Origin of the sequence: Leifsonia sp. CL147, from assembly GCF_900114565.1 — a bacterium.
Classification (GTDB): domain Bacteria; phylum Actinomycetota; class Actinomycetes; order Actinomycetales; family Microbacteriaceae; genus Leifsonia.
Map to the genome: position 1 here is coordinate 102133 of NZ_FOTM01000010.1, position 25251 is coordinate 127383.

Sequence of the window (25251 nt, forward strand, 5' to 3'; positions counted from 1 at the left end):
CGCTGACTTCTCAGGCCCTGGATGCGGTCGCGGTGGCGAGGAGCGCGGCGACGCGGTCGAGGCTGCCGGGGACGAGCGCGTAGTAGGCCCAGGTGCCCCGCTTGGAGCGGGTGAGATAGCCGGCGTCCATCAGGATCTTCAGGTGGTGCGAGACCGTGGGCTGGCTGAGACCGATCGGTTCGGTCAGGTCGCAGACGCACGCTTCGTCGCCCCCGGAGGCGGCGACGATCGAGAGCAGGCGGAGACGGGTCGGGTCGCCCAGCGCCTTGAACGCGAGGGCCATCGACGCGGCGTCGTCGGCGGTGAGCACGTCCTGGGTGAGGGGTGTGCAGCAGGAGCCGACCGGAGTGAGGGGGAGTGCTTCCGGAGTGCTCATGGATTCATCCTAGCGTCTATATTGACAAACTTCGATGGACGGAGGCAGACTCCATTCATCGAAGAACCTCAATGGAGGATGCGATGACTCTGGTCGACCTGACAACTCCCACAGTGCGCAGCAGCCGTCTCGTCGGCCTGCCGGTCGCGATCATCGGGGCGGGCCCGATCGGGCTGGCCGCCGCGGCGAACCTCGTCGAACGCGGGATCGACTTCGTCGTGTACGAGGCCGGCGAGGATGCAGGGGCGAGCATCCAGAAATGGGCGCACATCAGGTTCTTCTCGCCATGGCGTCACCTGATCGACCCAGCCTCCCTCCGCCTCCTCGAGGGGACGGGATGGGCGCCGCCCGAGGGGTCGGGTCTGCCGACCGGCGGCGAGTTCGTGGCCTCCTACCTCCGGCCGCTGTCGAAGCTCGAGGCGATCGACTCCCGCATCCGGTACGGCGCGACCGTGGACGCCGTCAGTCGTGAGGGCATGGACCGGACACGCAGCGCCGGCCGCGCCGACACCCCGTTCCTGCTGCGTATCGCCGATGCGAACGGCGTGCAGGAGGTCACCGCACGCGCCGTCATCGACGCGTCCGGCACCTACCTCACCCCGAACAGGCTCGCCTCGTCCGGTCTCGACCCGCTCGGGCTGCCGGCTGTCGCCGGCCACGTCTCGCACGCCCTCCCCGACGTGCTGGGACGGGAGCGTCACCGCTTCGCGGGCAAGCGCGTCACCGTCGTCGGCGCCGGCCACTCCGCCGCGAACACGCTGCTGAACCTCGCCGCCCTCAAGCGCGAGGTGCCCGAGACGCAGATCACGTGGCTCATCCGGAACGCCGGCGCCGTGCGCGTCACGACCTCCGACGACGACGGGCTGGCCGCCCGTGCGGCCATCGGCAAGCGGGTCGACCGACTGATCGGCACCGGCGGCATCCATCAGCTCGACCGGTTCGAGATCCTCCGCGTCGCCCCCATCCAGGGCGGGGTGCGGTTGATCGGGCAGCGCGCAGGAGAGGTCGTCGAGCATGACACCGATGTGGTCGTGAACGCCACCGGGTTCCGCCCGAACCTGGACGTGCTGCGTGAGATCCGGCTGGAGCTGGACGAGATCGTCGAAGCGCCCGCCCGCCTGGCGCCGCTGATCGACCCGAACGTCCACACCTGCGGCACGGTGGAGCCGCACGGGTTCGCCGAGCTGCAGCATCCGGAGCCGGACTTCTTCCTCGCCGGAATGAAGTCCTACGGCCGCGCGCCGACGTTCCTGCTCGCCACCGGCTACGAGCAGGTCCGCTCCATCACTGCCTACCTCGCCGGAGACATCGCCTCGGCGACGAAGGTGCAGCTGGTCCTCCCCGCCACCGGTGTGTGCTCGACCGGGCCGGCGGGGTCGTCATCGTGCTGCTCGTAAGGAGACTGCCTTCTCCTGGCCCCATGAAAGGGGCTGCCCGTCGAGGGTGGATGTTCGATTTTTTCGTTTTGCCCGGATACAATGGGCATCATGAGCACCTCGACCGATACGCCACGCGGTGCCCGCAAGGCACAGACCTACCTCCCCGAGGCCGACGCTCGCGAAGAGCTGCTCGACTTCGCCGAGACGATGCGCGAGCTGGAGTCCTATCTGGCCCAGAACTCGTCCAAGGCCGCGCTCGTCGATCCGCGCGGCGAGGCTCGCCCGATTCCGGATGAGATCTTCCGCATCCTTGACCAGGTCACTAATGCGCTCGCTGCCGGTGAGGGCATCACGGTCGTCCCGCAGGGTATGACCATGACGACGCAGCAAGCCGCGGACTTCCTCGGGATAAGCCGCCCAACGCTGGTCCGCCTGCTCGAGGCCGGCGACATCGCCTTCGACAAGCCCGGCCGTCATCGCCGCGTCCGGCTGGAGGACCTGGTCGCGTACCAGGCGAACTTCCGCGCAGAACGCCGCGCTGCTCTGCGCGAGCTCCAGCGCGACACCCTCGGTGCGAAACTGCAGGTCGGCAATGCGACCGAGGTCAAGCGTCTCGCGGAGTTCGACGCTGAGTGAGTTTCCCGGCCTTCTTCGATACCAACGTCCTCTACGGGGCGCTCCTCAATGACTTCATCCTGGAGCTCGCTGACCGAAGCTTGTTCCGACCGCTTTGGTCGAAAGACGTCCTGTTCGAGCTTGCCAAGAACCTTGTGAAGTACGGTGAGGATCCGGTGCTCGTTGAGAAGCGCGTCGGCACGATGGAGCGCTACTTCGCCGACGCGATGGTTACGGGCTACGACGACCTTGTGCCGACGATGATGAATGACGAGAAGGACCGGCATGTGCTCGCGGCCGCGGTTCGCGGCGGCGCCGAGGTGCTGGTCACCTTCAATACAAGGGACTTCCCGCAGGACTCCGTCGAGCCGTTCGACCTCGAAGTCGTGCACCCTGACGACTTCCTCTTGGACCAGCTCGACCTTTACCACGCACCTACGCTCCGAGCTCTCGTCGAACTCGTCGAGGGCTACGACTCCCCGGCGATGACCGTGGACCACTTTCTGCTCGCGCTCGCCCGGGCGGGCGTACCGAAATTCGTGGACGCCGCCCGCGCCAAGCTCTATTGAAGCCAGCGCGACTTACGAGGTTCCGAAGGTGTGGGCCTCGACCTGCTCGGTCGCTCTACGCAGTACGCGGATGGCCGTCGCGCGAGGTCGTCAGGGTCGATGCCTACGTTTGTGCCTCGTTGCCGGACGCCTCAACGTCGACCTCGTGGAGCAGCGACTGCTGTGCCTCGGGAGTCAGGATCGTCGACCAAAGGATCTCACCTGGTTCGGGCTGTACTTGCAGGTATGGGCCGGGCTCGGGGAGCCAGTCGTGGACAGTGAGGCCGTCGAATGCCGAGAGTAGGAGCGCGAAGAAGTCGGGGTCGGTTGCTCCGACCGAGCTGATCGCCAAGTAGACCTGACCGTCATTGAGCATCCTGATACGGACCCGGACGTCGGTGGGACCGTACGTGAATCCGCGGATATCGCCTTCTTGCATCGAGAGTGCGGCGGCACGCCTGACGAGCGGGGGGACTGCGTTGACGAGTGCAAGAGCCAATTCGGCCTCGAGCCGTTTGATGTCCCATGCTTGCGGCAAGAGGAAGTCTGTCGAGCAACTATTCGGGCCGGCCGCGTGTGCCTCCGCATCCAGCCTGGAGTAGAAGTCACGTTGAGGAGAGTCGTTCTGTCGCGCGCCCGCCGCTGCCAACCACCACCAGGCCTGCCCTGTTTCGAGTGCGGCGCGGGGGCTGTCGTCGACCGCGCCGCGCACGTTGCCCGCTGCGCCACGCCAGGCGCCTGTCTTCACTTTGAACCAGACTCGGTCTTTCAGCGATAGAACGCGTTCGGCTGAGTTGGCGGCCACCATGTCCGGGATTGCTTGGACGCGCACGACGACGGGATGCTCGAGTTCACTGAGCGGCACGGCGATCGTGGGGATATCGAGGCGCAGGTCGGACAGTGCCCGCCTGGTCGGGCGGACCGGCGCCGTGTCGGCCACGAACTACTCGGCCGGGAGGCCGCCGAGCTCCTCGAGCTCGGCGGCGCTCATGCCGGTCAGCACCGAGACCGCGGCGGACTTCGACCCATCGAGCCGCGACAGAGACTCCGTGATCGCTGCATTGAGTTCGTCACGATGCGTTTCGACATACTCGCGGACAGCGTCGCTGACGATGTCCTTCTTCGTGCGACCGAGGAAATGCGCAGCGTCGCTGATCAGCCGATCGGTGGCCGCATCAACCTTTACAGGGCTCTGGGTGGCGGGCATTGTTCCAGTCTCTCGTCGATGGGTACCAAAGTAGCCTAGTAGCCAACGCTCGACAATGGCTGACAGGACTGTGGACAAAAGGGATCATCCTGATCTATTTTGTTCTGTGTCAGGACGACGAGGCCCCCAGGCGTTCGCCCCCAGGCTCACCCGTTCCGCAGTCGTATCCCAACACGTTGAAGGAGTACCTGTGTCAGAGCAGAGGACGACCACCGGGAGCACTCTCGGACTCGAGGTCCGGTCCATCGATTACGTCCCGCACCACGAGCGTCACGGCAAGGTGTGGCACATCGGTCCGCTGTGGTTCATGTCCAACGCGCAGATCGCGACCCTCGCCGTCGGTGTCGTGAGCATCGCAGCCGGCGGGAACCTGATCTGGTCCATGATCGCGATCGTCCTCGGCCTGCTGGTCGGCACGATCTTCATGGCCGCGCACTCCTCGCAGGGCCCGCAGCTGGGCTTGCCGCAGATGATCCAGTCGCGCCCGCAGTTCGGCTACATCGGCGCGCTGCTGGTGTGGCTCTTCGCGTTCCTGCAGTACGCCGGCTTCAACGTCTTCAACACGGTCCTCGCCGGCGACTCGCTCACCGGGGCGATCCACGTCGGGCACGGCGCGGATGCGTTCTGGTTCTGGTTGGTCACCATCGTCTGCGCGGCGGTCGCCCTCTTCGGCTACGACCTCATCCACAAGGTCGAGCGCTACCTCACCTACGTCACCGTCGTCGTGCTCGCCCTGCTCACGTTCGCGGCGCTGGTCCACCTGCACCTTCCGGCCGGGTCGTTCGACATCTCGCACTTCAACGCGCTGGCGTTCTTCTCGCAGTTCGGGGTGGTCGCGGGGTACCAGATCTCGTGGGCGATCTACGTGTCCGACTACTCGCGCTACCTCCCGGCCGACACCCCGCCGAAGAAGACCTTCCGGTGGACGTTCTGGGGCAGCGCCATCGGCGGCGCCTGGATGATCCTGCTCGGCGCGTACCTCGCCGCAGCCGTCAAGGACTTCAACGCCAGCGACCCGGTGGCGGCGATCCGGGACGTCGCCGACGGTCTCTTCCCCGGCTTCGGCATCATCGCCCTGCTGGTGATCGCGTTCGGGCTGATGGCGGTCATCGTCCTCAACATGTACGGAGGGTCGCTGACCCTGATCTCATCGATCGACAGCATCCGCAAGGTGCGGCCGACCCTGAAGGTGCGGGTGATCACGGTCGGCGTCACCGCGGTCATCTCGGGCGTGCTCTCCCTCTACGCCTCCAGCGACTTCGCGACGGTCTTCGCGGACTTCCTGCTGCTGGTGCTGTACTTCTTCATCCCGTGGACGGCGATCAACCTGACGGACTACTTCATCGTGCGCAAGGGCCACTACGCCATCGGCGACATCTTCAAGCCGCACGGGATCTACAAGCGCTGGGGCTGGGCCGGGATCGTCTCGTACCTGGTCGCCTTCGCCTGCATGGTCCCGTTCTTCAGCATCGGCACGTTCTTCACCGGGTTCATCGCACAGCGCATGGGCGGCGTCGACATCTCGCTGTTCATCGGACTCCCCGTCGGCGGTGCGCTCTACTGGCTCTTCACCCGCAACCTCGACCTCGCCGCGGAGCGGGCCCTGGCCGAGCAGCAGGCTGCCGACCTCGAGAACGCGGCCCCGGAGAGCGAGGACCTCGCCGGCGTCATCGTCGACTGAGTACCGACCGTGGCTCGCGCCGGACGTCCGATCAGCTGTCGGCGTCCGGCGCAGTCGTTCGCGCTGCGTCCTCGCCCGCCGTGGCGATGCCCATGAACATGGAGCGATGGAGGGTCTGGACGTGCGCCTCCATGATCGCCACCGCAGCCACCGGATCGTGTCGGCGGAGGGCGTCGACGACCTCCACGTGCTCGGAGTTGACGCCGTGCAGATAGGCGACCGGGTACGGCAGGAAGTACTCGTACAGGGCGTAGAGCGTCGTGCTGTAGTGCGGGAGGGCCCAGGGCAGGCCGCTCGCGCGGGCGATGGCCAGATGGAGGGCTTCGTCGGCCGCGTGGTAGCCGCTCCAGTCCTCGGCCCGCGCCGCCTGCTCGACGTAGCGGTCGAGCTCGGCGAGCTGGGCTTCGCTGATGACGAGCGCCGCGTGATGGACGACGGCGCACTCGAGCAGCGTCCGGCGGTCGATCAGCTCGTGCACCTTCTCGGCGTCGTCCAGGTAGGCGCCGACGGCCGAGACCGCAGACGCTGCTGCGCGCTCCGCCACGAAGGTCCCGCCCGCCCGGCCTCGCCGCCGGGCGAGGAGCCCGTCGTCAGCCAGGCTCTCCAGTGCCCGGCGAGCGGTGATATCGCTCACCCCGAGCGCTTCGGCGAGCTGGCGGTAATTGGGCAGGCGCTCTCCTCGGGCGAGGAGGCCCAGCTCGATCGCGAGCGCGATGCGAGCCCGCACCGTCTCCAGCGCGCTCAGGCGCATGATGCCCGCGACGGCCGGGTCCACGAGGGCCGCCACGGCCGTGTCCCCGGCTCCTGAATCGTCCTTCCCCGACGTCATCCCTCCACCCTAACCGCCCCGGGTGGACATAAGCGCTCATAATGATCTATTTTTGCTGTGAGCCGGTCTACGAACGAAGGAGTGAGGACGATGGCACGATTCCTGCAGATCGTGGCGGTCCAGGCGCAGCCGCTGCCGATCGGGACTCCGCTCGACGTGTTCGCGGACGAGGTGCGCTCGATCGCCGCCGCGCACCCGGGCCCCGCTGTGCGACTCGTCGTCTATCCCGAGCTGCACCTCTTCGGTCCCGAGCACCGCGCGCCCGCGGACCGCAACCGCCTGCTCGATAGTTCCGCCATCGCTCTGGACACGCCGCTGATCGCCGAGCTCGGCGCGATCGCGCGGGCGGCGGGCGTCTGGCTCGTTCCCGGAAGCGTGTGCGAGCGCGGACCCGCCGGTGAGCTCTTCAACACGGCGCTCGTCTTCTCGCCGACGGGCGAGCTGACCGCGAGCTACCGCAAGGTCTTCCCGTGGCGGCCCTTCGAGCCGTACGTCCCCGGCGGCGAGTTCGTCGTCTTCGACATTCCCGGCATCGGACGCCTCGGGCTTTCCATCTGCTACGACGCCTGGTTTCCGGAGGTCACCCGGCACCTCGCCTGGATGGGCGCCGAAGCCGTCGTCAACGTCGTCAAGACCACCACGCCGGACCGCGCCCAGGAGGTCGTGCTCGCCCAGTCCAACTCGATCGTCAACCAGACCTTCACCGTGAGCGTCAACTGCGCCGGCCCGATCGGCGAGGGCCGCAGCCTCATCGTGGACCCCGAGGGCGCGGTCCTCGCAGCCGCTTCGGGCGCAGACCCGGCGATCCTCGTCGAGACGATCGACCTGGATGCCGTCACCCGCGTGCGCGGGTCCGGAACCGCGGGCTCCAATCGCATGTGGGCCCAGTTCCGGCCGACGGACGCGCCTCTCGAGCTGCCGCTCTACTCCGGCCGCATCGACCCGGCACGCTGGACGCCGTCCGCCGCCGTCGTCGGGAACGCGACCCGCTGAGACCGACGTATGCTTGTCCGCGGCCGTCCGGGCCACGCGATCCGGCCGAGAAAGGAGAGACTGTGCGCATCACCCTCGCGCAGATCGACTCCGACGACGACATCCAGCGCAACCTCGGGCTCGTCCGCACGGCCGCGGAGGCGGCAGCCGCGGACAGAGCGGAGCTTGTGGTCTTCCCCGAGTACACCATGTACGAGAAGCGCGCCGTCGACGCGTCCTTCGCCGCCGCGGCCCAGCCCGTCGACGGGCCCTTCGTGTCCGCGCTCGCGGAGCTGGCCGCCACCCTCCGCATCGCGATCGTCGCCGGCGTCGTCGAGAAGACGGACGCGGATCCGCGACCGCACAATACGCTGATCGCGGTCGACGGGACCGGCTCGGTCATCGCCCGCTACCGCAAGCTCCATCTGTTCGACTCGTTCGGCTTCCGCGAATCGGAGTGGATCGCGCCCGGCGACTCCCTCGAACCCGTCGTCTTCGAGGTCAGTGGCCTGACATTCGGTCTGATGGCCTGCTACGACCTCCGCTTCCCCGAACTGGCCCGCCGTCTCGCGGACGCCGGCGCTCATGTGGTCCTGGTCTGCGCCTCCTGGGTTCCCGGCCCGGGCAAGGTCGACCAGTGGCGCACGCTGGCGAAGGCCCGGGCCATCGAGAACACTTGTTTCGTCGCCGCGACCTCGCAGGCCTCCCCGATCTCGATCGGAACGAGCCTCCTGGCCGACCCGTTGGGCGCCGTCCTCGGCGAGCTCGGCGAGACCCCGGCAACGGCGACCTTCGAGGTGACCACGGCGGACGTCGACGCCGCACGCGAGCGGAATCCCGCTCTTCGGCAGCGTCGGTACAACCCGCAGGGACGCGATGGGAGCGTTCTGCTCTGAGGGCCTCCTTCAGCCGAACCGGTACGACCCGGCGGCGGACGCGGCAGGCAGCCGGTCGGATCGGTCCTCGCGCAGGCGTGATCGCAGCGTGCCGTCCTTGGGGTCGGTGTCGTACAAGCCCCGCGCGGCCAGTGCGGGCACGACGTGCTCGGCGAAGTCGTCCAGCGTTCCGGGGCTGGTCAGCGGGTTCAGCATGTAGCCGTCCAGTCCGGAGGCGCTCGCGTGGTCGCGCATCTGGTCGGCGATATCGTCCGGGGTGCCGATGAACAGCAGGTCGGATCCGCGGGTGATGCGGGCGAACCTCTCCCGGAGATCGCGCGCGGTCAGCGGTGTCTGGCCGGCTCCGGACTTCTGCACGTAGGAGCTCAGTCCGCTGCTCTGCGTCGTCAGGGGTTCGTCGTCGGCGTAGCGGCTGAGGTCGATGCCGGTGTCGCCGGCGTAGCTGACGAGTTGCGCCTCCAGGTGGTAGTTGGCCTGCAGGTCGTCGTACTTCGCCTGGGCGAGGGCCGCCGTCGGCGCGGTGATGACCCGCGCGAGCGCCATCGATTTCACGTCCGATGCCGCCCGGCCGGAGGCCTGTGCCAATTGCCGGATGTTGTCCAGGCCGCGGCGGATCTCCGTCGGATCCTTCTTGGGCAGCAGGACCACTTCGGCGTGGGCTGCGGCGAACTGCTGGCCACGCGGGGACCATCCTGCCTGGAAGAGCACCGGCGTGCGCTGGGGGGAGGGGGAGGTGACGGCGGGTCCGGCGACCCGGAAGTCCTGGCCGACGTGGTCGACCCGTCGGACGCGCTCGCCGTCGGCGTAGACGCGCCGCTCCCGGTCGGCGACGACGGCGTCGTCAGCCCAGCTGCCCTCCAGCAGCTTGTACACCACCTCCATGAACTCGTCGGCCCGGCGATAGCGGTCCTGCGGACCGAGCATGGCGTCCAGTCCGAAGTTCCTGGCGGCGCTCTCCAGGTAGGAGGTGACGATATTCCAACCGATACGACCCTTGCTGAGGTGATCGAGCGTGGCGAACCGGCGGGCGAGGCTGAACGGGTGCTCGTAGGTCGTCGAAGCGGTGACGACGAACGCGAGACGCTCCGTCAGCGCTGAGAGAGCTGCGACGTACACGAACGGGTCGTTCGCCGGCGCTTCGACGGCCCACTCGACGGCGGCCGCAGCGGACCCGCGGTAGATGTCGTAGAGGCCGAGCACGTCAGCGAAGAACATCGCTTCGAGGTTCGCCTGCTCCGCGACGATCGCCGTGTTCCGCCACCGGTCCAGCGAGTTCACCCCGAGGCGGTCGTCCGACGGGTGGGTCCAGAGGGACGGGGCCCCACCGCAGCCGACGCTTGCCTGCTCGTACAAGGCGAACCGAAGGGGCCGCTGGTCTGACATTGCATCTCCGTCTCTGGCGACCGAGCAGCCGCCCGATCCGGTTTGTTGCGGCGCATTACCGCATGTCTGGAGCGGCACTGCTGTGCGCTCTGAAAGCCAGTATGGTCGTCACAGCACTCCGAATTGCTCATGTTGCACTGTATTGCGGCCGGCCTTTGCGCGATTTCGGGGCAGGCACCAGAGATGGACGAAACGGCAATTCGACGGAGCAGAACGCACTGTCCCTGTTGCGGCTTTCGACACGCCCCTATACCGTTTCCACAAACGTGCAAAGTATGCACCTAGAAGTGTTCATAAAGCCCACAACAGTTCTTAGCTCGAAGGTGAGATCAATGACTGCATCCAATCGAAGCGCGGAGTTGTCGAACGTGCTGCCGGAGACGGCGGCAACCCAGGTTCCGCTCCGCAAACTTCAACGGTCGATGGGCGCGCGCCACCTCATCATGATCGCGCTCGGCGGCGTCATCGGATCCGGTCTGTTCCTCAGCTCCGGCTACACGATCCACCAGGCCGGGCCTCTCGGTGCGATCATCGCGTACGGCATCGGCGCCGTCGTCGTCTATCTCGTGATGGCCTGTCTCGGTGAACTGGCTGTCGCGTACCCGGTCTCGGGCGCGTTCCACATCTACGCCGCCCGGTCGATCAGTCCTGCGACCGGTTTCACGACCGCGTGGCTCTACTGGCTGTGCTGGGTGGTCGCGATCGGATCGGAATTCACGGCTGCCGGTATCCTCATGCAGCGCTGGTTTCCGGGCGTCGATGTCTGGGTGTGGTGTCTGATCTTCGCGGCAGTGCTGTTCGGCATCAACGCGATCTCAGCCCGGGTGTTCGGTGAGACCGAGTTCTGGTTCTCGATGATCAAAGTCGCGGCGATCGTCGCGCTCATCGTTCTCGGCGGCGCAGCCGTCTTCGGCTTCTCCCCGTTCTCCACGGTCCATCACGCGCCCGTGTTCTTCAGCAACTTCACCACTCCTCACGGGCTCTTCCCGAACGGCATCGGGGGCATCCTGGTGACGTCGCTCGCCGTCTTCTACGCCTTCAGCGGGTCGGAGCTGATCGGTGTCGCCGCCGGCGAGACGAAGGACCCGGCGCGGAACATCCCTCGTGCCCTCCGCTCGACCGTTCTGCGACTCGTGATCTTCTTCATCGGCGCGATCGCGGTGATCGCTGCGATCCTGCCGTACAAGCAGGCCGGTCTGACGAACAGCCCGTTCGTCGATGTCTTCGACTACGTCGGCATTCCCTACGCCGGCGACGTGATGAACTTCGTGATCATCACGGCCCTGCTGTCGGCGGGAAACAGCGGTCTCTTCTCGTGCGCACGGATGCTGTTCTCCCTCGCACGCGAAGGCCACGGCCCCCGGGTCCTCGCCAAATTGACGCGCCGCGGCATCCCTCTCGTCGCCCTCTCGGTCAGCATGGTCGGAGGCCTCGCCTCGCTCATCTCCAGTGTCATCGCTGCCGAGACGGTCTACCTCGTGCTCGTCTCGATCGCCGGGTTCGCTGTCGTCGTGGTCTGGATGTCCATCGTCGCCTCCCAGTTCTTCCACCGCCGTAAGTTCATCCAGGCGGGCGGCGACCTGAAGACGCTGCCGTACCGCACGCCCCTGTACCCGCTCGTGCCGATTCTGGCGTTCGTTCTGCTGTTCATCTCGTTGGTCGCCATCGCCTTCGACCCGACTCAGATCGCCGCCCTGTACTTCGGCATCCCCTTCACCGCGGCCTGCTACCTCTTCTTCTGGTTGCGTTATGGGCGGAAGTCGAAGGCGGCAGGAGCCGCACCACTGGTGATGGGCGCCGAGGACGCCGAGGAGCTCGACGAGGGCGTGACGGCCTGACACCTCCGCAGCACCCTGGGGCCCTGCGCATGACAAGCATGACAAGGTGGAGACATGCAGCCTCATTCGTCACTCACGCAGGGCCTCAGCCTGCTGGAAGGCGCGGCGGACCGGGAGCAGTCGGGCCGAGCCGGTTACAGCGTCTCTCGGCTCGCCGACGCCGTCGGGCTCGAGCGCAGCCGGGCGTCGCGGCTGACGCAGGAACTCCGCGGGTCGGGATACCTCGAGATCGACGAATCGCAGACCCTCCGCCCCGGCCCGACCTTCTTCGGTATCGCCGCCGCCCGCAACGAAGAGTGGCTGCGCGCATCCCGCACAGTGCTCAGGATGCTCGCTTCACGCTTCGACGTCAGCGCCCGCCTCTCGACACAGTCGGGTGCAGGGGTGCTGTTGCTGAGGTATGAGACGGGCGTCAGCGCGCCGGACAGTTCGGTTCGGCCGGGAATGACGACGCCGGTGTGGTGCACGGCCGCCGGTCGGGCTCTCCTGTGGGATCTGGACGATACCGCTATCGCGACGCTGCTGCAGGATGTGGAATTCGTCGGAGTGGGCGGCCCCCGCGCCGCCCACTCCACCCAAGAAGTCCTGACCCTGCTCGGACGGGATCGCGAAAACGGGCACGCGTCCGCCGTCGAAGAGTTCGAGCAAGGGCTGACGGAGCTCGCGCTGCCGCTCCGTGACCGGAGCGGGCGCGTCATAGCCGCGCTCAGTGTCGTGACGCGCCCGGCGACTCAGCACGTCCAGGACCGGACGGTGGCCGAACTGGCCGACGCGAGCCGGCGGTTGCAGGCGCTGGTGGCCGGCGGCTGAGAACTCAGGACGCGCCGCCGTTCGGCGCCCCGAGGAGCGTCGACAGGGCCGATGCTGCGCGCATGCACTCCAGACCGAGCTCGGAGGTGCGATCGACGAGCCGGTCGCGCACTCCGACGATCTGAAGCGCAGCGATCACTTCGCCCCGGAACTCGCGCACGGGAGCAGCGACCGAGTACAGGTTCGGTTCGGCTTCCTGGTCGACGATCGTGTACCCGCGCGCGCGTGCTTCGCCGAGACGCTCGAGGAACTCGTCGACGGAGGCTGCCGCGTTGGGGCCGGTCGAGGTGAAGACGGTGGAGGCGAAGACGGCCCGGATCTCCTCCTCGTCCGCGTCCCACAGCGTGGCCTGACCGGCGTCGCTGCAGAATGCCGGAAAGGCTCGTCCGACCCACGAACCGATCAGCCCCGTCGACCGGGGGACGCTTTCGACGATCGTGACGGTGCTGTCGCCGTGCAGCGTTCCGAGGAACGCTGCTTCGCCGGTACGTTCCGACACATCCTCGAGGATGGTCAGACCGTCTTCGCGCAGCCGTCGCGCCGTCAGAGCTTGAGCCTTGGCGTACCAGTCCCAGCTCACCTCGTAGTACTTGCCGTTCTTGACGGCCAGCCCGCTGTCGGCGAAGTACTTCAGCGTTCGGGAGACTTGTGATCTCTCACGCTGCAGCCGGTTCGCAAGGTCCACGACAGCGGCGCGATAGGGCGGCCGACGGGAGGCATCGGCGAGGGAGGCCAGGATCTCCAACCCGCGCCCCATGCTCGACTGTCGCTCCACAGGGTCGAGCTTAGCGATGCCCACCCGAGGGCAGGTCAGTGGATGGCGAAGACGCGCGCCGGGAACCCGCTGCCGCCGAGCGGCTTCGGCCACGTCGCGACGACGAGGGCGTTGGCCTCGGGAACAGCGTCGAGGTGGGCGAGCAGCTCGATCTGCCATCGATCCTGCTCCAGGAGATATCGCTCCAGCCCGAGGTCGCCCTGCGATGTTGCCAGCCCGGGGTCCGTGTCGGTCTGCTCGTGGCCGACCGCGGCGATGTTGCGTTCGTCGATGAGGAATTCGAGCACCTCGCGACTCCATCCCGGGGTGTGACTGATGCCGGCCTCGTCGCGGTTCGCCATCTTCTCCCCGTCCGGCCACTTCCTCCACCAATCGGTGCGGAGGGCGACGAACGAGCGCTCCGGGATTCGTCCGTTGCGTTCCTCCCATGCCTGCACGTCGGCGAGAACCGGGGTGCTGTCGGGGTTGCCGGCAACGCGTTCGCTGATGTCGAGCACGACCAGCGGGAGGATCATCTCGTCGACCGGGAGTTGATCGACGGTGCGTCCGCCGGAGGCGAAGTGCGCGGGTGGGTCGATGTGCGTACCCCACTGCCCGATGAGCCGGAACTCGTGCGTGGTGAACCCGTCTCCCCGTTCGATCGAGAAGAGCTCGCGACGCTGCTCATCGGGGAACGCGGGAAAGTGCGGCTGGCCGGCGTGGAACGCGTGCGTGAGGTCGGTGTACGTGCGTCCCGACAGCACCGCAGCGGCAGCGCCCCATAGGTCGTGAACAGGTGATTCCGTGATCGCGATCATGCCAGGACCTCTGTCCGCTCGGCGCCGACCGAGGTCACCAGCTCCACCGTCTCGCTCAGCTCGATCACGGGGACCTCCCAGGGGTGGGCGGAGACGAACTCGGAGATGACCTGATCGACACGCGCCGCGCTCAGGCCGGCACTCAGGTAGGTGGTGACGACAAGCGTCGGGGACACGCATCGTTCTCCGCGGGCGCCGAGCGTGGCGTTCGCGGAGTCGCCGACGAGGAAGGTCTCCACGCCGAGCGACATTTCCACGACGTCGGTGTAAGCCCCGAAATCGCCCAGTTCTGAGGTCGTCTCGATGACGTTTCGCAGGGGCCGGAGATCCTCACTCAGATAGGCCGCTCCGGCGCTCGCCACGAGCGACTCGAACGTCTCGGCCGACACCGGCCAGTGCACACGCAGCTTGTGTCGCCGCGACTTCTCTAGACGCATCGTTGCATCCTCTCTTAGTCGTGCAGTATGAACATATGGAAATGTAATTCTGGCACAGAATTGGTCAACTAGGTCACGGACATCGTGGACAGCGGGCGCACCACGCGCACCGACTCGACTCCGACTTGCTTGCTGAAGAGGCTCTCCAGCTCATCGACACGCTCCGGGGAGGTCACCTGAATCCGCAGAAGAATGTCGAACTCGCCATCGCCGACGTCGCAGCTGAGAACCTCAGGGATGAACTGAACGCTCCGCAGCACGTCCTTCCCGCTCATCGTGCGATCTCGTTCGATGAGAAACACGACCACCGAAGGCCGCTCGTCAGGATCCGGGAAGCCGCGGACGGCCCGGTATCCGGCGATGTGACCGGCAGCCGTCAAATCAGCGATCCGCTTCAGGCAGTTCGCCGGCGTCTCTCCGATTCGCGATGCGAGAACTGCGGCACTCATGCCTGCATCGCGCACCAGCAGGGTGAGCAGCGAGCGATCCGTTGAGTCGATCGAGTGGGACATCAGGCCTCCTTGAGGTGTTCCTGGGGCCAGTAAATACGTCGCCCAGGGGATGCGGAGCGCGGTTTGACGTTTCGGTCGGTGGGCGGCCGGAACGACCATCCTGCAGAGCGGAATGACAGCGGCGGACGGACAACAGGCGGCCTGAGGATGGAACCGACAAGCAAGCAGGAGAAAGGGAGATCATCGTGGATCGTTACGATTTGGCGCTCATCGGATTCGGCGGTGTGAACCGCGCGCTGGCCGAATTGATTCGCGACCGGGGCTCAGAGCTCGCCGGACGGCTCGGTTTCGAGTTGCGCGTGGTGGCCATCACGGACCTGCGGTTCGGCTCCGTGATGCAGCCGGACGGGGTCGACCTCGGTCGGGTGCTCGCAATGGGCGCGACAGAGACGTTCGCTGGGATGCGCGGCGGCGACATCCAGCCCCGCAACGAGGAGGTCATCCGCTCGTCGACCGCGGACATCGTCGTCGAGGCGACCTTCACGAATCCGGCCGATGGCGAGCCTGCCGTCTCGCACGTCAGATGGGCGCTCGAGTCGGGCAAGCATGTGACGACCACGAACAAGGGGCCGGTCGCCCTCGCGGGCAGCGTCCTCAAGCGCATCGCGAACGACAACGGCGTCATCTTCGAATACGAAGGCTCCGTGCTCAGCGGCACTCCGATTCTGCGCTTCGCGAAGGAGCAACTCGCAGGCCTGAGGCTCTCCGGCGTTCAGGGCATCCTCAACGGCACCAGCAACTACGTGCTGGGTCGTATGGAAGCCGGGCTCGACCTGGCCGAGGCCGTCGCGGAAGCCCAGAAGCACGGCTATGCCGAAGCGGACCCGACGGCCGATATCGAGGGCTTCGACGTGCAACTGAAAGTGGCGATCCTCGCCAATGAACTGCTGGGAGCGAACCTGAGGACCGACGACATCCCTCGCGCAGGCATCTCGACGGTGTCGACCGAAGATATTGTGAGCGCCGCCCGTGAGGGCAAGCGCTGGAAGCTGATCGGATCGGCTATCCGGAATGCCGACGGCTCGGTCACCGGCCGGGTGACGCCCATCGCGGTGGACTCCGCGAGCGCGCTGCACGGAATCAGTGGTCCGACGAACGCGGTCACCTTCCAGACCGACCTTCTCGGCGACGTCACCGTCTCCGGCCCCGGCGCCGGACGCCTCGAGACGGCATACGCCCTGCTGTCCGACATCATCGCCATCGACCGCTCGGTGCGGCACGAACGAGTGAGCGTGAGCAATGTCTAAGACAGTGCTGATGTCAGCCGCGCCGACTGACCTGGCGCACGAGCTCACGGTCCACAACCCGTTCGACGGGACCGAGATCGGGCGGGTCGCGCAAACCCTCCCTGCCGACATCGACCACGTCATCGAACGTGCGAGCCTGGGATTCGAGCTCTCGCGCAGGCTCTCGCGGTTCACCCGGCACCAGATTCTGAGTACGGCCGCGACGCTCCTCGAAGCTCAGCGCGAAGTCGTCGCGCAGCTGATCGTTCGTGAGGCGGGAAAGACGATCCGCCAGGCGCGCAAGGAAGTCGATCGCGCGGTGAGCACCCTGTCGCTGTCCGCCGACACCGCCCGCTCCAACGCGGGTGAGCTCATCCCCTTCGACGCCTTCGAAGGATCGGAGAACCGCACGGGCTGGTTCACCAGGGAACCCCTGGGGATCGTCGCCGCGATCACGCCGTACAACGACCCTCTGAATCTCGTGGCGCACAAGCTGGGCCCCGCGATCGCGGGCGGCAATGCGGTGATCCTCAAGCCGTCACAGCTCACGCCCCTCACTGCGCGAGTGCTCGTCGACGTGCTCATCGAGGCGGGACTGCCGGACGAAGTCGTCACGGTCGTCTGCGGTGACCGCACCGTTGCGCAGGCGATCGTCGGCAGCCGCACCGTTCGCATGGTCTCCTTCACCGGAGGGTTCGCCACGGGTGAGGCGATCGCGCGCACTGCCGGCTTGAAGCGCCTTTCGATGGAGCTCGGCGGCAACGCCCCGGTTCTGGTGTTCGACGATGCCGATATCGCTGAGGCGGTGGAACTGTGTGTCTCGGGTGCGTTCTGGGCCGCTGGGCAGAACTGCGTCGGCGCGCAACGGATCCTCATCCAGCGAGCGAGTTACCACGCGTTCCGGGAACAGTTCGTGGCCGCGACCGCGGCACTGCGCGTGGGGGATCCCCGCAGCGAAACCACCGATATCGGGCCGATGATTTCGGTGGACGCCGCACGTCGCGCACAGCGCGTTGTCGACGCCGCGCGCGCAGCAGGCGCGAAACTCCTCATCGGGGGCCACCACACCGGAACATCGTTCGGCCCCACGGTTCTGGAGGATGTGCCGTTCTCGTGCGAGGTGTGGGCGGACGAAGCGTTCGCTCCCATCGTGGTGCTGCAGCCGTTCGATAGCGAGGAAGAGGCACTGAGGCTGGCCAACGAGATCGAGTTCAGCCTTCACGCGGGCGTCTTCACGAACGATCTCAACCGGGCGCTCCGCGTTTCGAGCGCCCTGGAGGCCGGCGGGGTGATGATCAACGACTCCTCCGACTTCCGCGTAGACGGCATGCCGTTCGGAGGGGCGAAATACGGAAGCATGGGCCGCGAGGGTGTTCGTTTCGCGTTCGAGGAGATGACTCAGCCAAAAGTCGTCTGCATCAACGCATGAGCGCCGAGGCGACGTTCCGGATCGAGAGGGATTCGCTCGGCGAGGCACGCGTCCCCGCAGAGGCGTACTGGGGGATCCACACGCTTCGGGCGCTGGAGAACTTTCCGATCAGCGGAACGCCGATATCCCGGCACCCGGAGCTGATCGTCGCGCTGGCCACGGTGAAACAGGCGGCCGTCCGAGCGAACGAAGAACTGGCCCTGGTACCTCACTCCACGGCGGATGCGATCGCTGCAGCCTGCGAGCGCGTTCGCCGAGCCGAACTCCACGACCAGTTCTGCGTCGACGTGGTTCAGGGAGGCGCCGGCACCAGCACCAACATGAACGCCAACGAGGTGATCGCGAACGCGGCCCTCGAAGAGCTCGGGTTTCCGCGTGGCCGCTACGACCGCGTGCATCCGATCAACGACGTGAACCGCAGTCAATCAACGAACGACGTCTATCCGACCGCCGTGAAGCTCGCGGTCGTCTCCGCCTTCACCCGCCTGCTCCCGGAGCTGGAATCGCTTGCGAGTGCGTTCGAGGAACGTGGCAACGCGCACCGCGACGTGCACAAGGTCGGTCGCACTCAGCTCCAGGATGCGGTTCCCATGACCTTGGGACACGAACTGACCGCATTCGGCGTGACGATTCGGGAGGATGTCATGCGCATCCGGGAACTCATACCGCTCCTCCTCGAATGCAGTCTGGGCGCGACCGCGATCGGGACCGGCATCACCGCAGAGCCCGCACATCAAGACGCCGTGCTCCGGCACCTCCGGGACCTGTCGGGGTTGCCCATCCGGCCCGCCTACGACCTCTTCGAAGCCACCTGGGACACCGGAGCATTCATGCAGGCGTCCGGCATGCTGCGGCGGACCGCCGTGAAGCTGTCGAAAATCAGCAGCGACATGCGGCTGCTCTCCAGTGGACCGCAGGCGGGCCTCGCAGAGCTCCGGCTCCCGCCGCGGCAGGCCGGGTCGTCGATCATGCCGGGAAAGGTGAACCCCGTCATTCCCGAAGTCGTGAATCAGATCGCCTTCGCGATCATGGGAGCCGATGTCAGTGTCGCGGTCGCATCCGAATCCGGTCAGCTCCAGCTGAACGCGTTCGAGCCGATCATCGCTCACGTACTGCTCCAGGGCATCAGCTGGCTCACGAACGGAGTGGGCGTCCTGCGCGAGCTGTGCGTCACGGGCATCGAAGGCAATCGAGAGCTGCTCGCGGACCGGGCGGCGGCGTCGGTCGGAGCCGTCACCTCCCTGGTGCCGGCGATCGGATATGAGGCGGCCGCGAAGGCTGCAGAGTTCGCGCTTCGGCAGCGCGTACCGCTCGCGGATGCCGTGGCCCGGTATTCGGGGCACACACCCGAAGAAGCGAAGGAGCTGCTCGAGCGCTTGCAACCGTGACGTCGAGCACTGACGAATTGAGCAGATACGTGTATTATCAGCATCACCAGATGCGAATGACACACACTCGCTGATAGATTTCGGCTCACGTCAGCCCTGCGAAGGAGCAGCAGTCATGGCAACGCGACACCTCGATGAGATCGACGAGCAGTTGCTCGCCGAGTTGACCAACAACGCCCGGGTGTCTCTGGTCACGCTCGGCAATCGCGTCCACCTGTCGAGAAACGCTGTTCGCCAGCGGGTGGAGCGGATGGAGCGGGACGGCATCATCGGGGGCTACACGCTGACGCCAGGCAAGAACAGCAAGGGCGGCCGGCCGATCCGGGCCAACGTCTTCGTCTACCGCCTCGACAGAATGCGGGGCGAGCTGGTCCTGTCGGCGATCCGTGCGATACCAGAAGTGGTGCGCTGCGACATCCTGTCCGGCGACTTCGACCTCCTGCTCGCTGTCGAGGCAGAAACCGTCGAACGCATGCAGGCCGTCTGGGAGCAGATCGCTGCGCTACCCGAGGTCGCCAACACGGTCACATCGCTGACGCTTGCCACCCCGGTCAACCGCCATACGGTGAACGCACTCACGTCGTGAACGACGAGCCGGATCACCGTGCGCTACCGCATTTTGCGGGACTCAACTCTTACGGGCCTCAGCAATTCTCACTCTTGGACGCTGATTGCCGGTTCGTTGGAGCGAGCACCGCTCGGTCACGGATGCCGCAGGTCGCCCTCCAACAGTCGGGTCGCGAGTTCGAGGTGTCGACGCAGCACCGCCGGCTACTGCGAACCGCTCCATGCCGCCGGGACCATGGTCCAGCTGACCTCGGCCACCTCGGAGCCGTCATTGCGCCACGTGTGCGGTACGCGGCCAGGGAAGGTGAGGGTAGCTCCCTCGCCTACGCTGAGCTCCTTCTCCACGAACACAACAGTCAGTGTTCCCTTGAAAACGTGTAAGACCTCGACTTCGCAGTTGATCGTATAGAGCTCTTGTCCGCCGCTTGCCCCTGGATTCAGCGCGGAGCGGAGCATCTGTAAGGCAGCCTGGCCGCGCGGTGTGACCAGCCGGTCTGTCGTTCCCGCTCCGCCCATGTTGATAGGGGGAGCATCGTTCAACTCGATCAGGGCGGTGTCGGCGGCCTCGAAGAGCGCTCCGATCTGGAGAGAAAGCGCTTGGCAGATCATGACCAGGGTGGCGACGCTGGGTGAGGATTCGTCTCTTTCCACGCGGCTGATGAAACCTTTGCTCAGCCCAGTGGATACGGCCAGTTGGTCGATGGTTATCTGTTGCGCGAGTCGACTTGCCCGGAGTTTGGCGCCGATCTTCACTGGGGCACCTGAGGGCTCGGGATGTACTGCGCGCACGCTCCTACTCTCGCAGATTGCTGGCCTGGTGCGGAGATCGCGTAAGCGAGCTGATCTGGTTCCGGTAGATGTTGCGTTCTCGCGACGGCATGAGTGGCGGGGACCTCAGAGAGAAATCGCGGCGGCGGTCGTCGCCTCGCGCGAGAAGACGATGGGGCTGCATCCTTCTGCACCGACCGTAACGGTGACGGGGCCCTCTTCTAACGTCGTCCGCAGAATGGCTTGTGCTCGTCCTTGGAAGGTGGTGTGCGTGTCGACTGTGAAGCTTTGAATGGAAGAGGGGGCCGCGGAGCCCAACGCGAGCGTTGCGGGCCCGTCGATGGAGATGGTCACCGGTCGGTCGAAGTTCGGTTTGACGATGCCGGCGGTGTCGGCCAGTTCGATGCCCAGGTAGAGCAGTGATTGCCCGTCGGCGCGAAAATCGTCGGCCTCGACGGTGACCTTGAGCCGCAAGTCGGTCGTCGCGCTTGCGAGCCGATCACGTCCGACCTCTCTGCCTCGGCCATCGTAGGCAGTGGCAACGAGTACGCCAGCGCGGAATGGCACCCGGAACGTTGTAAGGAAGTTCCCCCGCCGCTTACCGCGGCCCACCGGAATGCCGTTGAGCTCGAGCGTCACCCGAGCGGCACGTGCGTAGACCTCGACCGTGGCGGGCGTGCCTTCACAACCATCCCAGCTCCAGCTGCGGATGGCGTCGGTCGCGCGGAAGAGCGAAGGAGTCCGTTTGTCGCGTGCATGGTTGACCGGGCGCACGGCGATGTAGGGGTCGGTGCGCAGGCCCCAGATGATCTCGTTGACGTACGTCTGCGTCTGGCGGTGGCCGGTGATGTCGAAGTTCGAGGTTCCGGCGAGGTGCCCGGGCCAGGGTGAGAACAGGCGCGGTCGGTCGTTGTAGCGGATGGTGCCGATGCCGGCTTCGCCGAGGTAGTCCCATCCGGTCCAGACGAAGTCGCCGATGATCTGCGGATGGGACTCGACGAGCGGCCAGTTCTGCGCGAGCTGACCGGGGCCGGTCTCGGTGCCGACGATGGGCTTCGCCGCGTAGCGGTTGGCGTCCTGCACGTAACGGGCGCCTCCGTAGTTGTAGCCGGCGACGTCGAGTGCGTCCATCGCTGCCCGGATCTTGGCGTCCGTGAACTTTCTGCGCACGATGATCGGCGTGACCTTCTGCATCGCCGACATGAGCAGGTTCAGCACGGTGATGAGGCTTCGTCCGCTCCCCTTGCCCGGTCGCTCCTCCTCGTCGCCGGGCTTGGCGGACTTCGCGAGCTGGGTCGCGTGCTTCTCGTCGCTGGGTGCGAGGAGGTTCAGGAAGGGATTCACGCCATTGGTGATCGGTCGCGTAGGGTCCGCGGCCCGGAGGATGCTGACTAGTCGTCGGTTCAGTTCGATACCAGAGGGCTGTCCGGTCTCGGCGATTTCATTACCGATCGAGTACATGATCACCGAGGGGTGGTTGTAGGCGTTCGCGACCATCGCCTCCAGGTCTCGCTCGTGCCATTCCTCGAAGTCGGATGCGTAGTCGTGGGCCGTCTTGGCGCGCATCCAGACGTCGGTGAACTCTTCCATCACGAGCAGCCCGTGCCGGTCTGCGGCAGCGAGGAGCGCGCGTGCTGAGGGGTTGTGGGCGGCGCGGATGGCGTTGAACCCGGCGGCCTTGAGGAGGCGTGCCCGGCGGTCTTCGGCTTGGTCGAGTGTGACGGCACCGAGGATGCCGTGGTCATGGTGGACGCAGGCGCCGCGGAGCTTAGTGACGTGACCGTTGATTCGGAGGCCGTGTTCGGCGTCCACGGTGACGGTGCGGACGCCGATGGAGTCGACCGCTCGGTCCTGCACTGCGGAGCCGACCGCTACTGTGGCGTGCAACTCGTACAGGTTCGGGGCGTCGGGTGACCACACCGCAGGATGGTCGATTGCGATCTCAACCCTTGCCGTCCCGGTCCCGAAACCGTCGACTGTAACGCGTGTTCGGCCGGGCGCCACCTCCCGACCCTTTCGGTTCAGCCTGACGACGACTTCCGCGTCCGTCGCGTCACTGGTCCCGTTCTCGAGGGTGATGGACACGGCTACGGTCGCCTTCTCGGCGTCGGCCGAGAGGGTGGTCGCTCGGAGACCCGTGGGCACGATTCTGACGGGGCCGCCGGTCAACAGGTGGACCGGCCTGTAGATGCCGCTGCCGGTGTACCAGCGGCTGTTGGGCATGTCGTCGTTGTTCGCGACGACCTCAATGACGTTCTCCTCCCCATAGCAGAGGTGCATTGCGAGTGGCACGTGGAACAGCGCGTATCCGGACGGACGGCCGCCGGCGAGGACACCGTTCACGAAGACCTGCGACCGGTGGTAGATGCCCTCGAACTCGAGCGTGGGATGCTGGTCCCGCCATTCCGGCGGCGCGATGAAGCGCTTGGTGTATCGGTATATCCCGCCCGGGTAATAGCCGGTGTTGTGCCCGTTCGGCGTGTGCGGCGATCGGGGTTCGGTGATCATCGCGTCGTGCGGAAGGGTGATGGGGCCGAGGTCGTTTCGCCGATCGTCCCGCTCGCGGCCGACGAACCAGTCGTTGTTGAAGGAGGTGCGCAGCACGGGCGGTCAGTGGAGGTCGAGGGCGGTGATCGCAGCGTCGGGATCGCCGGCATACGCCGCCGCTTCAAGCGTGGCGTGGGTCGCGGCGGGGACGAACCCGTCGCCGGTCCAGCGCTGAAGTGGCCGCGTCGATGCTTTGACCTCGACGGTGCGCGTCTGGCCCCGCTCCAGTTCCACGGTCGCGAATCCGAGCAGGACGCGGGAGGGAAAGTCGGCGGCGTGGATCACACCGTAGAGCTGCACGACGTGGCGACCGCGGCGGCTGCCGGTGTTGGTGACCGTCGCCGCGGCGGTGAAGTGCTCGCCGTCGACGGGGTGCGCCTCGACCTGGTCGATGTGGAATGTCGTGTAGCTGAGCCCGAAACCGAGCGGGTAGGCGGCGGGGTGGCCGTCGCGGTCGAGCAGCCGCTGTCCGAACCAGCGGTCGTAGACGATGCTGGTCGCCTCGCGGTCGAAGAAGGGCAGGTGCTCCTCGCTGGTGGGGATGGAGTAGGGCAGCCGGCCGGAGGCATCGACGCGGCCGAGCAGCATGTCGGCGAGGGCGTGACCGCCTTCGCAGCCGGAGTACCAGGAGATCACCGTGGCCGGGACTTTGGTCCGCCACCGCTCTGTGATGACCGCGCCGGCGGTCACGACGATGACCACGGTGCGGGGGTTGGCTGCCGCAGTGGCGAGGATGATCTCCTCGTCGATAGGCCGGAGTCGCAGGCTCGCCCGGTCGCCTCCTTCCGCGGTCCCCATTGCGGTTGCGGTGGCGCCCGGCTCTCCGCCGAGCATCATGCCCTCGGGCATGGGCGGGAACAGAGCCAGGAGGTCGGGGTTGTTCATGGCGTCGGTGCCGAGGTACTCGCCTTCGTCGTCCGCGGTGTATCCGACGACGACGATGGCGACATCCGCTGCAGCGGCCGCGGTCGCGGAAGCGTGGGGATCGTCCGCCTCGACGTGGGTCACGGTCGCGTTGGGAAGCGCGGCGACGATGCCGTCGAGTGCGGTCGTCACTTCGGGGCTGTGGACGTCGGAGGACCCGTGGTCGCCGGTGTTCGGAACGCCGGCGAGCCGCCCGATGACGGCGACGCTTGAGAGCGAGGGGGCGTCAAGCGGGAGGAGGGGAGCGTCGCCGATGGTCTCGTTGCGGAGCAGGACCATGCTGCGCTGGGCGACCTCGCGGGCCAGCTCGCGGTGCTCACGAGAGAAGACCACGGACGGGTCGGGCTGCGGCTCCAGGTCGGAGGCGTAGTAGGCGAGCTGTGTGCGGAGGATCCGGCGAGCTGCCCGGTCGACGTGTTCCCATGAGGCCTTGCCGGCGACAATCTCATCGGGCAGGTGGGCTGCGCGCTGCTGGCGGGCCGGCTCTTCCACATCGAGCCCGGCGACGAGGGAGACAGCCGCACCGCGTATCCCGGAGATGAAGTCGGAGACGGTGACGCCCTGGAACCCCCACTGTCTGCGGAGGATGCCCTCGAGGAGCGCCTCGTTCTGGCCTGCCCATTCGCCGTTGACCGAGTTGTAGGAGGTCATGATGCCGTCGGCACCTTCTTCGACCGCGCGGCGGAAGTGCGGGAGGAACACCTCGTGCAGTGTGGCGTCGTCCGCCTGGACCTCGACGGTGAAGCGCGCGTTCTCCATCGAGTTCAGGGCGTAGTGCTTGGCGACGGCCATTGCGTTGCGGTGCACGCCGCGGATCAAAGCTGCGCCGAACTCGCCGAGCAGGTACGGGTCCTCACCGTAGGTCTCCTGTGCGCGACCCCAGGCAGGATGGCGAGGCAGGTTGATGCAGACGCCGCCGAAGAAGTTGGCGCCCTGAGCGCGCAGCTCGCGGCCGATGGCGATGCCGATCCGTTCTTCGAGGTCGAGGTCCCACGTCGCTCCGCGGGCCATGGAGACCGGGAACGCCGTGGAGGCGCCCATAACGACTCCACGCGGGCCGTCGCTGAACCGGAGACCTGGGATGCCGAGGCGCTCGACCGCGCCCATGATGATCGGGCGGGCGTTGTAGGCCTGTGACATCTCGGCGATGGCGGGCCAGAATTCCTGGTCACCGTCCAAGAGCCAGAGCTTCTCCTCCGGGGTGAGCTGAGCGAGGAGCGCTTCGACGGCAGTCTCCAGCGGTTCTCCACGCTTGATCTGCCGGACTGCGTCCTCGAAAGCGGTGATGGTTGTCGTCGACATGAGATGAGTTCCTTTGGCGTACAGGTGTGCGAAGACGTGGGGCAT

Annotated in this window: 24 protein-coding genes; 12 read left to right on the top strand and 12 right to left on the bottom strand. The window is 66.6% G+C overall.

The annotated features are described in order from the left end of the window. Positions 1–10: 10 nt before the first annotated feature. Positions 11–376, bottom strand: coding sequence for an ArsR/SmtB family transcription factor (locus BM287_RS10465; RefSeq protein ID WP_090039141.1), 366 nt, complete (start codon positions 374–376; stop codon positions 11–13). Between the two features lie 83 nt (positions 377–459). Between BM287_RS10465 and BM287_RS10470 the strand changes: the two genes are divergently transcribed. The 3 genes from BM287_RS10470 to BM287_RS10480 all read left to right on the top strand — a co-directional run bounded on the left by BM287_RS10470 (position 460) and on the right by BM287_RS10480 (position 2939). Beyond that, a complete protein-coding gene (locus BM287_RS10470) occupies positions 460–1773 on the top strand; it encodes an FAD-dependent oxidoreductase (protein WP_090039258.1) in 1314 nt (437 codons plus the stop codon). A gap of 90 nt (positions 1774–1863) precedes the next feature. After that, entirely contained in the window at positions 1864–2391 is a 528-nt protein-coding gene (locus BM287_RS10475) for a helix-turn-helix domain-containing protein (protein WP_170857514.1), read from the top strand. After that, positions 2388–2939, top strand: coding sequence for a PIN domain-containing protein (locus tag BM287_RS10480; protein WP_090039146.1), 552 nt, complete (start codon positions 2388–2390; stop codon positions 2937–2939). Before BM287_RS10475 ends, BM287_RS10480 begins: the two co-directional genes overlap by 4 nt. A 103-nt stretch (positions 2940–3042) precedes the next feature. Here the strand turns inward: BM287_RS10480 and BM287_RS10485 are convergent, their stop codons facing one another. Then, on the bottom strand, positions 3043–3858 hold the full coding sequence (locus BM287_RS10485; RefSeq protein WP_090039148.1) for a hypothetical protein: 816 nt from the start codon (positions 3856–3858) through the stop codon (positions 3043–3045). 3 nt (positions 3859–3861) lie between these two features. Further along, positions 3862–4125: a hypothetical protein gene (locus tag BM287_RS10490; RefSeq protein WP_090039151.1), complete on the bottom strand. Its 264-nt coding sequence runs from the start codon at positions 4123–4125 to the stop codon at positions 3862–3864. A 190-nt stretch (positions 4126–4315) separates the two neighbouring features. On the opposite strand from BM287_RS10490, the gene BM287_RS10495 reads away from it, so the two are divergent. Next, positions 4316–5806: a purine-cytosine permease family protein gene (locus BM287_RS10495; RefSeq protein WP_211772969.1), complete on the top strand. Its 1491-nt coding sequence runs from the start codon at positions 4316–4318 to the stop codon at positions 5804–5806. Positions 5807–5837: 31 nt separating this feature from the next. On the opposite strand, the gene BM287_RS10500 is transcribed toward BM287_RS10495, so the two are convergent. Continuing rightward, positions 5838–6635 carry a FadR/GntR family transcriptional regulator gene (locus tag BM287_RS10500; protein ID WP_090039156.1) on the bottom strand — a complete coding sequence of 266 codons (798 nt, stop codon included), beginning with the start codon at positions 6633–6635 and terminating at the stop codon, positions 5838–5840. Positions 6636–6725: 90 nt separating this feature from the next. On the opposite strand from BM287_RS10500, the gene BM287_RS10505 reads away from it, so the two are divergent. Then, on the top strand, positions 6726–7628 hold the full coding sequence (locus BM287_RS10505) for a carbon-nitrogen hydrolase family protein (RefSeq protein ID WP_090039158.1): 903 nt from the start codon (positions 6726–6728) through the stop codon (positions 7626–7628). A gap of 62 nt (positions 7629–7690) precedes the next feature. Then, the gene (locus tag BM287_RS10510) at positions 7691–8503 is read left to right on the top strand and encodes a carbon-nitrogen hydrolase family protein (RefSeq protein ID WP_170857515.1); all 813 of its coding nucleotides are present in this window, start codon (positions 7691–7693) and stop codon (positions 8501–8503) included. 9 nt (positions 8504–8512) lie between these two features. Here the strand turns inward: BM287_RS10510 and BM287_RS10515 are convergent, their stop codons facing one another. Further along, a complete protein-coding gene (locus BM287_RS10515) occupies positions 8513–9886 on the bottom strand; it encodes an NtaA/DmoA family FMN-dependent monooxygenase (RefSeq protein WP_090039164.1) in 1374 nt (457 codons plus the stop codon). Positions 9887–10308: 422 nt separating this feature from the next. Between BM287_RS10515 and BM287_RS10520 the strand changes: the two genes are divergently transcribed. Both BM287_RS10520 and BM287_RS10525 read left to right on the top strand, forming a co-directional pair. After that, entirely contained in the window at positions 10309–11724 is a 1416-nt protein-coding gene (locus tag BM287_RS10520) for an amino acid permease (protein WP_090039261.1), read from the top strand. Between the two features lie 54 nt (positions 11725–11778). Then, positions 11779–12534 (top strand): IclR family transcriptional regulator, encoded by a 756-nt coding sequence (locus BM287_RS10525; protein ID WP_090039167.1) that lies wholly within the window; start codon positions 11779–11781, stop codon positions 12532–12534. A 4-nt stretch (positions 12535–12538) separates the two neighbouring features. Here the strand turns inward: BM287_RS10525 and BM287_RS10530 are convergent, their stop codons facing one another. The 4 genes from BM287_RS10530 to BM287_RS10545 all read right to left on the bottom strand — a co-directional run bounded on the left by BM287_RS10530 (position 12539) and on the right by BM287_RS10545 (position 15055). Further along, on the bottom strand, positions 12539–13309 hold the full coding sequence (locus tag BM287_RS10530; RefSeq protein ID WP_244528159.1) for an IclR family transcriptional regulator: 771 nt from the start codon (positions 13307–13309) through the stop codon (positions 12539–12541). Between the two features lie 35 nt (positions 13310–13344). Next, complete coding sequence (locus BM287_RS10535; RefSeq protein WP_090039173.1) at positions 13345–14106, bottom strand: cyclase family protein; 762 nt, start codon at positions 14104–14106, stop codon at positions 13345–13347. Next, on the bottom strand, positions 14103–14543 hold the full coding sequence (locus tag BM287_RS10540) for a hypothetical protein (RefSeq protein ID WP_139230656.1): 441 nt from the start codon (positions 14541–14543) through the stop codon (positions 14103–14105). The genes BM287_RS10535 and BM287_RS10540 overlap by 4 nt, the downstream gene beginning before the upstream one ends. Positions 14544–14611: 68 nt before the next feature. Next, positions 14612–15055 carry an Lrp/AsnC family transcriptional regulator gene (locus BM287_RS10545; RefSeq protein ID WP_170857516.1) on the bottom strand — a complete coding sequence of 148 codons (444 nt, stop codon included), beginning with the start codon at positions 15053–15055 and terminating at the stop codon, positions 14612–14614. A 185-nt stretch (positions 15056–15240) separates the two neighbouring features. Here BM287_RS10545 and BM287_RS10550 point away from each other — a divergent pair, with 185 nt between their 5' ends. The 4 genes from BM287_RS10550 to BM287_RS10565 all read left to right on the top strand — a co-directional run bounded on the left by BM287_RS10550 (position 15241) and on the right by BM287_RS10565 (position 19684). Further along, a complete protein-coding gene (locus BM287_RS10550; protein WP_090039180.1) occupies positions 15241–16302 on the top strand; it encodes a homoserine dehydrogenase in 1062 nt (353 codons plus the stop codon). Then, positions 16295–17710, top strand: a complete 1416-nt coding sequence (locus tag BM287_RS10555; protein WP_211772970.1) for an aldehyde dehydrogenase family protein — start codon at positions 16295–16297, stop codon at positions 17708–17710. Before BM287_RS10550 ends, BM287_RS10555 begins: the two co-directional genes overlap by 8 nt. After that, positions 17707–19098 (top strand): aspartate ammonia-lyase, encoded by a 1392-nt coding sequence (locus tag BM287_RS10560; protein ID WP_090039184.1) that lies wholly within the window; start codon positions 17707–17709, stop codon positions 19096–19098. The genes BM287_RS10555 and BM287_RS10560 overlap by 4 nt, the downstream gene beginning before the upstream one ends. A 115-nt stretch (positions 19099–19213) precedes the next feature. Beyond that, on the top strand, positions 19214–19684 hold the full coding sequence (locus tag BM287_RS10565) for an Lrp/AsnC family transcriptional regulator (protein WP_090039187.1): 471 nt from the start codon (positions 19214–19216) through the stop codon (positions 19682–19684). A 185-nt stretch (positions 19685–19869) separates the two neighbouring features. Here BM287_RS10565 and BM287_RS10570 read toward each other — a convergent pair whose 3' ends face one another. The 3 genes from BM287_RS10570 to BM287_RS10580 all read right to left on the bottom strand — a co-directional run bounded on the left by BM287_RS10570 (position 19870) and on the right by BM287_RS10580 (position 25206). Then, on the bottom strand, positions 19870–20418 hold the full coding sequence (locus tag BM287_RS10570) for a helix-turn-helix domain-containing protein (protein WP_244528160.1): 549 nt from the start codon (positions 20416–20418) through the stop codon (positions 19870–19872). Positions 20419–20559: 141 nt separating this feature from the next. After that, the gene (locus BM287_RS10575; protein ID WP_090039191.1) at positions 20560–23037 is read right to left on the bottom strand and encodes a glycoside hydrolase family 2 TIM barrel-domain containing protein; all 2478 of its coding nucleotides are present in this window, start codon (positions 23035–23037) and stop codon (positions 20560–20562) included. Positions 23038–23043: 6 nt separating this feature from the next. Continuing rightward, positions 23044–25206: a glycoside hydrolase family 3 protein gene (locus BM287_RS10580; RefSeq protein WP_090039193.1), complete on the bottom strand. Its 2163-nt coding sequence runs from the start codon at positions 25204–25206 to the stop codon at positions 23044–23046. Between the last annotated feature and the right edge of the window lie 45 nt (positions 25207–25251).

Bases quoted from the DNA above. Each gene is read 5' to 3' on its own strand.
- BM287_RS10465 (WP_090039141.1), bottom strand. From the start codon at position 376: ATGAGCACTCCGGAAGCACTCCCCCTCACTCCGGTCGGCTCCTGCTGC.
- BM287_RS10470 (WP_090039258.1), top strand. From the start codon at position 460: ATGACTCTGGTCGACCTGACAACTCCCACAGTGCGCAGCAGCCGTCTC.
- BM287_RS10475 (WP_170857514.1), top strand. From the start codon at position 1,864: ATGAGCACCTCGACCGATACGCCACGCGGTGCCCGCAAGGCACAGACC.
- BM287_RS10490 (WP_090039151.1), bottom strand. From the start codon at position 4,125: ATGCCCGCCACCCAGAGCCCTGTAAAGGTTGATGCGGCCACCGATCGG.
- BM287_RS10500 (WP_090039156.1), bottom strand. From the start codon at position 6,635: ATGACGTCGGGGAAGGACGATTCAGGAGCCGGGGACACGGCCGTGGCG.
- BM287_RS10505 (WP_090039158.1), top strand. From the start codon at position 6,726: ATGGCACGATTCCTGCAGATCGTGGCGGTCCAGGCGCAGCCGCTGCCG.
- BM287_RS10515 (WP_090039164.1), bottom strand. From the start codon at position 9,886: ATGTCAGACCAGCGGCCCCTTCGGTTCGCCTTGTACGAGCAGGCAAGC.
- BM287_RS10520 (WP_090039261.1), top strand. From the start codon at position 10,309: ATGGGCGCGCGCCACCTCATCATGATCGCGCTCGGCGGCGTCATCGGA.
- BM287_RS10525 (WP_090039167.1), top strand. From the start codon at position 11,779: ATGCAGCCTCATTCGTCACTCACGCAGGGCCTCAGCCTGCTGGAAGGC.
- BM287_RS10535 (WP_090039173.1), bottom strand. From the start codon at position 14,106: ATGATCGCGATCACGGAATCACCTGTTCACGACCTATGGGGCGCTGCC.
- BM287_RS10540 (WP_139230656.1), bottom strand. From the start codon at position 14,543: ATGCGTCTAGAGAAGTCGCGGCGACACAAGCTGCGTGTGCACTGGCCG.
- BM287_RS10545 (WP_170857516.1), bottom strand. From the start codon at position 15,055: ATGTCCCACTCGATCGACTCAACGGATCGCTCGCTGCTCACCCTGCTG.
- BM287_RS10555 (WP_211772970.1), top strand. From the start codon at position 16,295: ATGTCTAAGACAGTGCTGATGTCAGCCGCGCCGACTGACCTGGCGCAC.
- BM287_RS10560 (WP_090039184.1), top strand. From the start codon at position 17,707: ATGAGCGCCGAGGCGACGTTCCGGATCGAGAGGGATTCGCTCGGCGAG.
- BM287_RS10565 (WP_090039187.1), top strand. From the start codon at position 19,214: ATGGCAACGCGACACCTCGATGAGATCGACGAGCAGTTGCTCGCCGAG.
- BM287_RS10580 (WP_090039193.1), bottom strand. From the start codon at position 25,206: ATGTCGACGACAACCATCACCGCTTTCGAGGACGCAGTCCGGCAGATC.